Below are 11,971 nucleotides of genomic sequence, written 5' to 3' on the forward strand. Positions count from 1 at the left end.
AAAGTAAAGGGGAGATAAAATCCCCCCTTTTTGATTAACTGCTTGTATGATTTGGTGAATTATTCGCCAGATGCCTGCTGGGCTTCCGGTTTACCGTAAATCAGCAGCGGCTTGGTTTGGCCGCTGATCACGGACTCGTCAATCACCACTTTCTCAACGTCTTCCATAGATGGCAGATCGTACATGGTGTCGAGGAGCGCCGCTTCAACGATAGAGCGCAGGCCGCGCGCGCCGGTTTTACGAATCATCGCTTTCTTGGCAATAGCATCCAGCGCTTCATCACGGAATTCCAGATCGACGCCTTCGAGATTGAACAGCGCCTGATACTGCTTGGTCAGCGCATTTTTCGGCTCTTTCAGGATCTGAATCAGCGCCTCTTCGCTCAGTTCATTCAGCGTTGCCACAACCGGCAGACGACCAATGAACTCAGGAATCAGACCAAACTTGATCAGATCTTCAGGTTCAACCTGCGACAGCAGCTCACCTTCATTGGCTTTCTCGGACTTCGCCTTCACCGTTGCGCCAAAACCAATGCCGGAGCCGGTTTCAACACGGTGGGAAATGACTTTATCCAGACCGGCAAACGCACCACCACAGATAAACAGGATCTTGGAGGTATCAACCTGCAGGAACTCCTGCTGCGGATGTTTACGCCCACCCTGCGGCGGAACAGCAGCCACCGTGCCTTCGATCAGCTTCAGCAGTGCCTGCTGAACGCCTTCACCGGATACGTCACGGGTAATAGACGGGTTGTCTGACTTACGGGAGATCTTGTCGATCTCATCAATATAAACAATCCCGCGCTGTGCTTTCTGAACGTCGTAATCGCACTTCTGCAGCAGTTTCTGGATGATATTTTCAACGTCTTCACCCACATAACCGGCTTCGGTCAGGGTGGTGGCATCCGCCATGGTAAACGGAACATCCAGCAGGCGCGCCAGGGTTTCAGCCAGCAGCGTTTTACCGGAGCCAGTCGGCCCGATCAGCAGGATGTTACTTTTGCCCAGTTCTACGCCATTGCTGGTGTCGCCATTACGCAGACGTTTGTAGTGGTTATACACCGCCACCGCCAGCACTTTCTTCGCCTGCTCCTGACCGATGACATAGTCGTCAAGGTGATGACGAATCTCATGCGGCGTTGGCAGTGCGCTACGCTCACGGTGCGGCGCAACTTCTTTAATCTCTTCGCGAATGATGTCGTTACATAAATCGACACATTCGTCGCAGATATACACGGACGGCCCGGCAATCAGTTTACGCACTTCATGCTGGCTTTTGCCGCAAAAAGAGCAGTACAGCAGTTTGCCCGAACCATCTTTGCGTTTATCTGTCATGAGTCCAAACCTCTTTTTAAGTTCTTTGTGCCGCACATGACGACGCAAATGCCATTTTCAGACGCGAACTGCGCTCAGGCAGTGTGCCGCCCTACCTTAGTATAGCGGCACGCTCGCGTCGCGGGCATCAATTACGATGGGTCAATACGGAGTCGACTAAGCCGTACTCAACTGCCTCTGGAGCAGAGAGGAAGCGATCGCGCTCGGTATCGCGCTCGATCTGCTCAAGAGATTGACCTGTATGCTGCGCCATAAGTTCATTCATGCGCGCTTTTACTTTCAGAATTTCGCGGGCGTGGATTTCAATATCCGTCGCCTGCCCCTGGTAACCACCCAGCGGCTGGTGAATCATCACGCGGGAGTTAGGCAGGCAGAAACGCTTACCTTTCGCCCCTGCGGTTAACAGGAACGCCCCCATGGATGCAGCCTGCCCCATGCAGATAGTGCTGACATCAGGCTTGATGAATTGCATGGTGTCATAAATGGACATGCCCGCCGTAATCACACCGCCCGGCGAGTTGATGTACAGGTAAATGTCTTTTTCCGGGTTTTCCGCTTCCAGGAACAGCATCTGCGCCACGATCAGGTTAGCCATATGGTCTTCTACCTGGCCGGTCAGAAAGATAACGCGTTCCTTGAGCAGACGGGAATAGATATCGAAAGAACGCTCACCGCGTGAGGTCTGTTCAATAACCATCGGCACCAGCGCCATATGGGGTGCAAAGTTATCTCGTTCGCCACTGTATGACATTTCCGTCTCCTGGTTCAAAATTGAAAACACCTGCTGTGCTGATTGTAACCTTATGGACGGATTATCAGCCAGTCTCAATCATCGTGATTACATACTTATGGGGTTCGCCACGCCCTATTTCAAGCATAACAACCTTTTGTTGTAACGCTAACACTGAAAGGGCGTTTTAGCACCCTTCCAGAACTAAAGCAGCGATAAAAAAAACCCGTCGCCGGAGGGCAACGGGTTTTTTGTTCAAACTTTAAACCGTTAGGGCGAAATTACGCCTGCTGGTTCATCAGTTCGTTGAAAGAGGTCGCTTTTTCGGTCACTTTCGCTTTCGCCAGTACCGCTTCAACAGCCTGCTCTTCCAGTGCGACGTTGCGCATGTTGTCCATCAGCTCTTTGTTCTTACCGTAGAACTCGATCACTTCTGATGGATCTTCGTATGCAGAAGCCATCTCTTCGATCAGGCCTTTCACACGCTCTTCGTCAGCTTTCAGCTCGTGGGTACGAATCACTTCGCCCAGCAGCAGGCCAACAACAACGCGGCGTTTCGCTTGCTCTTCAAACAGCTCGCGCGGCAGTTCCATCGCTTGCTGCTGGTTGCCACCGAAGCGCTGTGCAGCCTGACGGCGCAGAACGTCGATTTCGCTGTCAATCAGGGCAGCAGGAACGTCGATTTCGTTGGCTTTCACCAGACCTTCAATCGCCTGAGATTTCACACGGTTACGCACAGCACCGTTCAGCTCGCGCTCCATGTTCTTACGCACTTCGGTACGCAGGCCTGCAACAGAACCATCTTCCACGCCGAAACGCTTGATGAATTCTTCAGTCAGTTCTGGCAGTTCGCGCTCTTCAACTTTCTTCAGGTTGATGACGAACTTCGCTGCTTTACCTTTCAGGTTTTCAGCGTGGTACTCTTCAGGGAAGGTCACGTCGATGGTGAACTCTTCGCCCGCTTTGTGGCCTTTGATGCCGTCTTCGAAGCCTGGGATCATACGACCCTGGCCCATTGCCAGTACGAAGTCAGACGCTTTGCCGCCTTCGAACTCTTCGCCGTCTACAGAACCGGTGAAGTCGATGGTTACGCGGTCTTCCGCGTCAACAGCGCCTTCTTTCTCTTTCCAGTTCGCCTGCTGCTTACGCAGGGTATCCAGCATGCCGTCAACGTCTTCGTCAGTGACGGAAACGATCGGTTTTTCAACTTCGATAGATTCCAGACCTTTCAGCTCAACTTCCGGGTACACTTCGAACTCTACGGAGTAAGTGAAGTCTTCACCCAGTTTGTATTCGCCTGGCACGTAGTTTGGCGCGCCGGCCGGATTGATTTTTTCTTTGATGATCGCGTCGATAAAGTTGCGGCTCATCAGTTCACCCAGCACATCCTGACGCACGGAAGCGCCATAACGCTGAGCAACAACATTCATTGGTACTTTGCCCTTACGGAAGCCGTCAATACGTACTTTTTTTGCTACGTTGACCAGCTCGCTTTTCACAGCAGTTTCGATGCTGTCAGCAGCGATAGTAATCGTTACACGGCGGCCAAGGCCTTGAGTGGTTTCAACTGAAACTTGCATCTTGTTACCTCAAAAAAATCACAGTGCTCGGTCAACTCTGAATCTGTCTGTTATACCGGGATGCTCTCTTAGTGCAGATTCACATTCCCTGTCGCCAGAATCATCCCGAAGACATTCATTAAGACGCGGCATTATAGCGGCATCACTTAGGTGAGTCGAGAACGGTTGGGGCATGTTGCTGCGGCTTTTTTCACACTTTAAGGCTATTTTTAGCCTTAAAATCGCACCATCCGCTCAAAACTCAGACAAAACAAAACGGCCCGGAGGCCGTTTTGAGGAAATCTGTAAGCAACATACTGGAAAAGCTCCAGCCGTTGCAAATCCGATTTATCAGGCGATGGTGCCTGCACCGCGACAAGGCGGCGACGCGAAAACCGTATCCTGCAAACCTTCCCATTCCTTAATGGTGTAGGTATGCAGTGCCAGCGCATGCACGGTTGTGGAGAGTTCTTCCGTCAAGGTGCTGTAGATCAGGCGGTGTCGGTTCAGGAAACGTTCTCCCGTGAAGCGATCGCTAACCAGAACCACTTTAAAGTGGCTTTCAGAACCTGCCGGCACGTTATGACGATAGCTTTCGTCGACGACTTCGAGGAACACAGGGTTGAACGCTGCCCTTAATTTTTCTTCTATCTGTTCACGTATCATCATGAAATTACTCCTCCGACAACGCTGAGATGTCACCCATCCCTTTAAATATTAGCCGCTTTTACCGTTTCCATTACACCTTGACAACAAATATTTAGCTTTCGTCTGATTTTCTCATTCAAACGAATGAAGTTCCCTGTGAGACTCATACCTTTCGTCACTCGCGGGAGGAGAAAAAGGATGAGCTGGTCAGTTTTCAGACAAGACGATGAATTTACATGCGTTGACCACTTCCCCTGGCCGTAGTCGATGTTATGATGGCGGCAATTTTTCTCTCTTTAATGCTTACGATTCGTTGAGAACCTGAAAATGTTAAAAAAACTCTTCTTTCCGTTGGTAGCCCTTTTTATGCTGGCAGGCTGCGCTACCCCGCCTACCACCATTGATGTTTCACCAAAAATCACCCTGCCTCAGCAGGACCCTAGCCTGATGGGCGTCACTGTGAGTATTAACGGTGCCGATCAGCGTCAGGACCAGGCGCTGGCAAAAGTGACCCGCGATAACCAGCAGGTAACGCTGACCGCGTCCCGCGACCTGCGCTTCCTGCTGCAGGAAGTGCTTGAGAAGCAAATGACCGCTCGCGGCTACATGATTGGCCCAAGCGGTGCGGTTGATCTGCAGATCATCGTTAACAACCTGTACGCTGACGTGTCTCAGGGCAACGTGCGCTACAACATTGCGACCAAAGCGGATATCGCCATCATTGCCACCGCGAAGAACGGCAACAAGATGACCAAAAACTACCGCGCCAGCTACTCCGTTGAAGGCGCGTTCCAGGCCTCCAACCAGAACATTGCTAACGCCGTGAATAGCGTGCTGACTGACACCATCGCCGATATGGCGCAGGACACCAGCATCCACGACTTCATCAAGCAGAACGCGCGTTAATCCCGCTCGCTGACCCGGTTCCTGGCCGGGTCAGTTTTATAAGAACATGTCCAGCCATTACTTACGCATTTTCCAGCAACCGAAATCAGCGATTCTGCTGATCCTCGGCTTTGCCTCCGGTTTACCCCTTGCGCTCACTTCCGGCACGCTTCAGGCATGGATGACGGTCGAGAACATCGATCTTAAAACCATTGGTTTCTTCTCGCTTGTCGGTCAGGCCTATGTCTTTAAGTTCCTGTGGTCGCCGGTCATGGATCGCTACACGCCACCGTTCCTGGGACGTCGTCGCGGCTGGTTAGTAATGACGCAGGTCATGCTGCTGCTGGCGATCGCGGGGATGGGCTTTCTTGAGCCGACCACACAGCTTCGCTGGATGGCCGCGCTTGCGGTGGTGATTGCCTTCTGCTCCGCTTCACAGGATATCGTGTTCGATGCCTGGAAGACGGACGTGTTATCTGCGGAAGAACGCGGTGCCGGTGCGGCCATCAGCGTGCTGGGCTATCGCCTCGGGATGCTGGTCTCCGGCGGGCTGGCGCTGTGGCTGGCCGACCGTTACCTCGGCTGGCAGGGCATGTACTGGCTGATGGCCGCCCTGCTGATCCCCTGCATTATCGCGACCCTGTTTGCTCCCGAACCGAGTGACGTCATCCCGGTTCCCCGCTCGCTGGAGCAGGCCGTCGCCGAACCGCTGCGTGACTTCTTTGGCCGCAACAATGCCTGGCTGATTCTGCTGCTCATCGTCCTTTATAAGCTGGGCGATGCTTTTGCCATGAGCCTGACCACCACCTTCCTGATCCGCGGCGTCGGTTTTGACGCCGGTGAAGTGGGTGTGGTGAATAAAACGCTGGGGCTGTTTGCGACCATCGTCGGCGCGCTTTACGGCGGCGTATTGATGCAGCGCCTGACGCTTTTCCGCGCGCTGCTGATCTTCGGCATCCTGCAGGGCGCATCTAACGCGGGCTACTGGCTGCTGTCGGTTACTGACAAACATATGTTCAGCATGGCTGCGGCGGTGTTCTTTGAAAATCTCTGTGGCGGCATGGGAACGGCGGCATTTGTCGCCCTGCTGATGACCCTGTGCAATAAATCGTTTTCCGCCACGCAGTTCGCGCTGCTCTCGGCGCTCTCGGCCGTTGGCCGCGTGTACGTCGGACCGATTGCCGGCTGGTTTGTGGAAGCTCACGGCTGGCCAACGTTTTATCTCTTCTCGGTCGCGGCTGCCGTGCCGGGGATTTTATTGTTGCTGGTGTGTCGCCAGACGCTGGAATATACCCAGCGTACCGAACACTTTATGCCGCGCACTGAATATCACCGCGCTTACCGTTTTGCGTTACGTCTGTTAATGGCGGGCTGCGGCGCGCTGGCGCTCTGGCTTGTGGTGCTCATTATTAATGCCAGCACGTCCCTGGCGCTCCCTCCAGAAGCCCTTCTGCTGGATGTCGGAGCCCTGCTGGCCATCGCCGGGATCCTGACCGGCGGTCTGCTCGATTTCATGGCGTTGCGTAAAACGCAGATGACCTGAAGAAAAAACGAAAGGTTATTTCCCGTTGTAATCACCAACCGAAATTATAACGGTGAAATAGCCACCAACCGCTAAAAAAAATATTTGTTGTTTTGTGCGGGATAGGTTTTGGAAATTATTGGAGCCAATTCCAAAACGCTATTTTTCATTAAACGATTCAGCAGTGGAAAGTTTGATTTTTCGTTTTTTAGATGTCTTTTTATTGATAATTAATTGTTAATTTTTTGTTTATTTTTAACAATGGTTATACCAATTGCCCCTTTTAGGGTATGCTTGGGGGTCCTTTCGTTATAAAGCCCATGCCATGCGGCTTCGGTCATAAAAACCGACATAATTTGCAACACTTGTGACACGTGCGGCAGAACCCGGTAACACCTTCCTGACACAGGCCTAATGATGTTTACAGTAATGTAACCTTCCCGTAAAATGCCCGCACACTTTAAACGCCACCAGACTCCCGTGGAATTGAGGTCGTTAAATGAGACTCAGGAAATACAATAAAAGTTTGGGATGGTTGTCATTATTCGCAGGCACTGTATTACTCAGTGGCTGTGATTCTGCACTACTAGACCCCAAAGGACAGATTGGACTGGAACAACGTTCACTGATATTGACGGCTTTTGGCCTGATGTTGATTGTGGTTATTCCTGCCATTTTGATGGCTGTTGGTTTCGCCTGGAAGTATCGTGCGAGCAATAAAGATGCGAAGTATAGCCCTAACTGGTCACACTCCAATAAAGTGGAAGCTGTGGTCTGGACGGTACCTATTCTGATCATCCTGTTCCTTGCCGTACTGACCTGGAAAACCACTCACGCACTTGAGCCAAGCAAGCCGCTGGTTCACGATGAAAAACCGATTACCATTGAAGTGGTCTCCATGGACTGGAAATGGTTCTTCATCTACCCAGAGCAGGGCATTGCTACCGTGAATGAAATCGCCTTCCCGGCGAACACTCCGGTTCAGTTCAAAGTGACCTCCAACTCCGTAATGAACTCCTTCTTCATCCCACGTCTGGGTAGCCAGATTTACGCGATGGCCGGTATGCAGACCAACCTGCATCTGATCGCGAATGAAGCAGGCACCTACGATGGTATCTCCGCCAGCTATAGCGGCCCGGGCTTCTCAGGTATGAAGTTCAAAGCTATCGCGACGCCGGACCGTGCCGCTTTCGACCAGTGGGTTGAGAAAGCGAAGCAGTCTCCAAACACCATGTCTGACATGGCGGCGTTCGAAAAAGTGGCTGCACCTAGCGAATACAACAAGGTGGAGTACTTCTCTAACGTGAAACCAGATTTGTTCAAAGACGTTATTGGCAAATTTATGGACCACGGTATGAGCATGGACATGACCCAGCCTGAAGGCGAGCACAGCGCGCATGAAGGTATGGAAGGCATGGACATGAGCCACGCGGAAACCGCTCACTAAGGGGCCGAGGAAGAAAATGTTCGGAAAATTGACACTGGATGCAGTGCCCTACCATGAACCGATTATTATGGTTACGGTGGCTGCAATTATCATTGGTGGCGCGGCCTTAGTTGGCCTTATCACTTACTTCGGTAAGTGGAGCTACCTGTGGAATGAGTGGCTGACTTCGGTTGACCACAAAAAACTCGGTATCATGTACTGCATCGTCGGTATCGTCATGTTAATTCGTGGCTTTGCGGATGCGATCATGATGCGTAGCCAGCAGGCACTTGCGTCTGCGGGCGAAGCCGGCTTCCTGCCACCGCACCACTACGATCAGATCTTTACCGCCCACGGCGTTATCATGATCTTCTTCGTGGCGATGCCGCTGGTAATCGGTCTGATGAACGTTGTCGTTCCGCTGCAAATTGGCGCGCGCGACGTCGCGTTCCCGTTCCTGAACAACCTGAGCTTCTGGTTCACGGTTGTCGGCGTTATCCTGGTTAACCTGTCACTGGGCGTGGGCGAATTCGCACAGACCGGCTGGCTGGCGTACCCGCCGCTGTCAGGAATTGAGTACAGTCCGGGTGTAGGCGTTGACTACTGGATTTGGGCGCTTCAGCTCTCCGGTGTCGGTACTACCCTGACCGGTATCAACTTCTTCGTGACCATCCTGAAGATGCGTGCACCTGGTATGACGATGTTCAAGATGCCGGTATTTACCTGGGCATCTCTGTGCGCCAACGTACTGATTATCGCGTCGTTCCCAATTCTGACCGTCACCATCGCGCTGCTGACCCTGGACCGCTACCTGGGCACCCATTTCTTCACGAATGATATGGGTGGCAACATGATGATGTACATCAACCTGATTTGGGCCTGGGGTCACCCGGAAGTGTACATTCTGGTTCTGCCTGTCTTCGGTGTGTTCTCCGAAATCGCGGCAACCTTCTCGCGTAAGCGTCTGTTTGGTTACACCTCTCTGGTGTGGGCAACCGTGTGTATTACCGTTCTGTCGTTCATCGTTTGGCTGCACCACTTCTTCACCATGGGTGCGGGCGCGAACGTAAACGCCTTCTTCGGTATCACCACCATGATTATCGCCATCCCTACCGGGGTGAAGATCTTCAACTGGCTGTTCACCATGTACCAGGGCCGTATCGTGTTCCACTCAGCAATGCTGTGGACCATCGGCTTCATCGTAACCTTCTCCGTAGGTGGGATGACCGGCGTACTGCTGGCGGTACCAGGTGCTGACTTCGTTCTGCACAACAGTCTGTTCCTGATTGCGCACTTCCATAACGTTATCATCGGTGGCGTGGTCTTCGGCTGCTTCGCTGGTGTGACCTACTGGTGGCCAAAAGCGTTCGGCTTCACGCTGAACGAAAAATGGGGTAAACGCGCGTTCTGGTTCTGGATCATCGGCTTCTTCGTGGCGTTTATGCCGCTGTACGTGCTGGGCTTCATGGGTATGACCCGTCGTCTGAGCCAGCAGATCGATCCGCAGTTCCACCCAATGCTGATGGTTGCAGCGGGCGGTGCAGCGCTGATTGCCTGCGGTATTCTGTGCCAGCTGATTCAGTACTACGTGTCTATCCGTGACCGTAACCTGAACCGCGACCTGACCGGTGACCCATGGGGTGGCCGTACGCTGGAGTGGGCGACCTCTTCTCCACCGCCGTTCTATAACTTTGCCGTAGTGCCGCACATTCACGAGCGTGATGCATTCTGGGAAATGAAAGAAAAAGGTGAAGCGTACAAGCAACCTGAGCATTACGAAGAGATCCATATGCCGAAAAACAGCGCGGCGGGCATCGTGATTGCCGCTTTCGCAACGGTATTTGGTTTCGCAATGATCTGGCACATCTGGTGGATGGCGATTGTTGGCTTCGCTGGCATCGTAATCAGCTGGATTGTGAAGAGCTTTGACGAGGACGTGGACTACTACGTACCAGTCCGTGAAGTTGAAAAGCTGGAAAATCAGCATTTCGACGAGATTTCTAAAGCGGGGCTGAAAAATGGCAACTGATACTCTGGCGCACTCAACTGCCCACGCGCATGAGCATGCGCACCACGATACGGGACCGACCAAAGTCTTCGGTTTCTGGATCTACCTGATGAGCGACTGCATTCTGTTCTGCTGTCTGTTCGCGACCTATGCCGTTCTGGTGAACGGCACAGCGGGCGGCCCAACCGGCAAGGACATTTTTGAACTGCCGTTCGTTCTGGTTGAAACCGCACTGCTGTTATTCAGCTCCATCACCTACGGCATGGCGGCTATCGCCATGTACAAAAACAACAAGAGCCAGGTTGTCTCCTGGCTGGCGTTGACCTGGCTGTTTGGTGCTGGCTTTATCGGGATGGAAATCTATGAATTCCATCACCTGATCATGGAGGGCTTCGGCCCGGATCGCAGTGGCTTCCTGTCCGCGTTCTTCGCGCTGGTGGGTACCCACGGTCTGCACGTGACTTCAGGTCTGATCTGGATGGCAGTTCTGATGTTCCAGATCTCCCGTCGCGGCCTGACCAGCACTAACCGTACCCGTATCATGTGCCTGAGCCTGTTCTGGCACTTCCTGGACGTGGTGTGGATCTGCGTGTTCTCTGTTGTCTATCTGATGGGGGCGATGTAATGAGTCATTCTAACGATCATGGCGCTTCCCACGGCAGCGTAAAAACCTACATGACAGGTTTCATCCTGTCGATCATCCTGACGGTGATCCCGTTCTGGATGGTGATGAGCGGTTCTGCGTCCAAGCCGGTTATCCTGGGAGCAATCCTGGTGACCGCGGTGATTCAGATTCTGGTGCATCTGGTTTGCTTCCTGCACATGAACACCAAGTCCGATGAAGGCTGGAACATGACGGCCTTTATCTTTACCGTGATTATCATCGCTATCCTGGTAGTCGGTTCCATCTGGATTATGTGGAACCTCAACTACAACATGATGGTTCACTAAGAGCGGCGAGTATGTTTAAGCAATACCTGCAAGTAACGAAACCAGGCATCATCTTTGGCAACCTGATCTCCGTGATTGGAGGGTTCCTGCTGGCCTCTAAGGGCAGCATTGATTACGCCCTCTTTATCTCTACGCTGGTCGGTGTGTCACTGGTTGTTGCGTCCGGTTGTGTATTTAACAACTACATCGACATGGATATCGACAAGAAGATGGAAAGGACCAAAAATCGGGTGCTGGTTAAAGGCCTGATCGCCCCTTCCGTCTCGCTGGTGTACGCCACCTTGCTGGGTATTGCTGGCTTTATGCTGCTGTGGTTTGGTGCTAACCCGCTGGCCTGCTGGCTGGGGGTGATGGGGTTCGTGGTGTATGTGGGCATCTACAGCCTGTATATGAAACGTCACTCCGTCTACGGCACGCTGATTGGTTCTCTCTCCGGCGCTGCGCCGCCGGTGATTGGCTACTGCGCGGTCACGAACGAGTTCGACAGCGGCGCGCTGATCCTGCTGGCTATCTTTAGCCTGTGGCAGATGCCGCACTCCTATGCCATCGCGATTTTCCGCTTTAAGGATTATCAGGCAGCGAACATCCCGGTTCTGCCGGTCGTGAAGGGCATTTCGGTTGCCAAGAACCACATCACTCTCTACATCATCGCCTTTGCCGTGGCAACGCTGATGCTCTCTCTGGGTGGCTACGCTGGATACAAATATCTGGCGGTTGCCGCTGCGGTGAGCGTCTGGTGGCTCGGTATGGCGCTGCGCGGATACAAAGTGGAAGATGACAAAGTCTGGGCGCGCAAGCTGTTTGTGTTCTCTATCGTTGCCATCACTTCGCTGTCCGTGATGATGTCCGTGGACTTCATGGTGCCGGATTCACATAACCTGCTGACTTACGTCTGGTAAGCCAAATCA

Annotated in this window: 11 protein-coding genes; 7 read left to right on the forward strand and 4 right to left on the reverse strand. The window is 52.7% G+C overall.

The window, feature by feature from the left end; translation table 11 throughout:
- Positions 1 to 59 precede the first annotated feature (59 nt).
- The 4 genes from clpX to bolA form a co-directional block, all read right to left on the reverse strand.
- Complete coding sequence (clpX, locus tag D5066_RS04915; RefSeq protein ID WP_080328063.1) at positions 60 to 1,334, reverse strand: ATP-dependent protease ATP-binding subunit ClpX; 1,275 nt, start codon at positions 1,332 to 1,334, stop codon at positions 60 to 62.
- 127 nt (positions 1,335 to 1,461) lie between these two features.
- Positions 1,462 to 2,085, reverse strand: coding sequence for an ATP-dependent Clp endopeptidase proteolytic subunit ClpP (gene clpP / locus D5066_RS04920; RefSeq protein ID WP_014069126.1), 624 nt, complete (start codon positions 2,083 to 2,085; stop codon positions 1,462 to 1,464).
- 260 nt (positions 2,086 to 2,345) lie between these two features.
- Positions 2,346 to 3,644, reverse strand: a complete 1,299-nt coding sequence (tig, locus tag D5066_RS04925; RefSeq protein WP_008503318.1) for a trigger factor — start codon at positions 3,642 to 3,644, stop codon at positions 2,346 to 2,348.
- A gap of 330 nt (positions 3,645 to 3,974) precedes the next feature.
- Positions 3,975 to 4,292 (reverse strand): transcriptional regulator BolA, encoded by a 318-nt coding sequence (gene bolA, locus D5066_RS04930; protein WP_003859051.1) that lies wholly within the window; start codon positions 4,290 to 4,292, stop codon positions 3,975 to 3,977.
- A gap of 306 nt (positions 4,293 to 4,598) precedes the next feature.
- Here bolA and D5066_RS04935 point away from each other — a divergent pair, with 306 nt between their 5' ends.
- From D5066_RS04935 to cyoE, 7 genes are all read left to right on the forward strand, one after another.
- A complete protein-coding gene (locus tag D5066_RS04935) occupies positions 4,599 to 5,177 on the forward strand; it encodes a lipoprotein (protein ID WP_023310568.1) in 579 nt (192 codons plus the stop codon).
- A gap of 46 nt (positions 5,178 to 5,223) precedes the next feature.
- On the forward strand, positions 5,224 to 6,699 hold the full coding sequence (gene ampG, locus D5066_RS04940; RefSeq protein WP_119915242.1) for a muropeptide MFS transporter AmpG: 1,476 nt from the start codon (positions 5,224 to 5,226) through the stop codon (positions 6,697 to 6,699).
- A gap of 478 nt (positions 6,700 to 7,177) precedes the next feature.
- Positions 7,178 to 8,125: a cytochrome o ubiquinol oxidase subunit II gene (gene cyoA, locus D5066_RS04945; protein ID WP_080328065.1), complete on the forward strand. Its 948-nt coding sequence runs from the start codon at positions 7,178 to 7,180 to the stop codon at positions 8,123 to 8,125.
- Positions 8,126 to 8,141: 16 nt separating this feature from the next.
- Positions 8,142 to 10,133, forward strand: a complete 1,992-nt coding sequence (gene cyoB / locus D5066_RS04950) for a cytochrome o ubiquinol oxidase subunit I (protein ID WP_116341615.1) — start codon at positions 8,142 to 8,144, stop codon at positions 10,131 to 10,133.
- Entirely contained in the window at positions 10,123 to 10,737 is a 615-nt protein-coding gene (locus D5066_RS04955) for a cytochrome o ubiquinol oxidase subunit III (protein WP_003859057.1), read from the forward strand. Before cyoB ends, D5066_RS04955 begins: the two co-directional genes overlap by 11 nt.
- Positions 10,737 to 11,063, forward strand: coding sequence for a cytochrome o ubiquinol oxidase subunit IV (locus D5066_RS04960; RefSeq protein ID WP_006176899.1), 327 nt, complete (start codon positions 10,737 to 10,739; stop codon positions 11,061 to 11,063). The genes D5066_RS04955 and D5066_RS04960 overlap by 1 nt, the downstream gene beginning before the upstream one ends.
- A gap of 11 nt (positions 11,064 to 11,074) precedes the next feature.
- The gene (gene cyoE, locus D5066_RS04965; RefSeq protein WP_119915243.1) at positions 11,075 to 11,962 is read left to right on the forward strand and encodes a heme o synthase; all 888 of its coding nucleotides are present in this window, start codon (positions 11,075 to 11,077) and stop codon (positions 11,960 to 11,962) included.
- Positions 11,963 to 11,971 lie beyond the last annotated feature (9 nt).

The sequence above is a fragment of the Enterobacter chuandaensis genome (assembly GCF_003594915.1).
GTDB lineage: Bacteria > Pseudomonadota > Gammaproteobacteria > Enterobacterales > Enterobacteriaceae > Enterobacter > Enterobacter chuandaensis.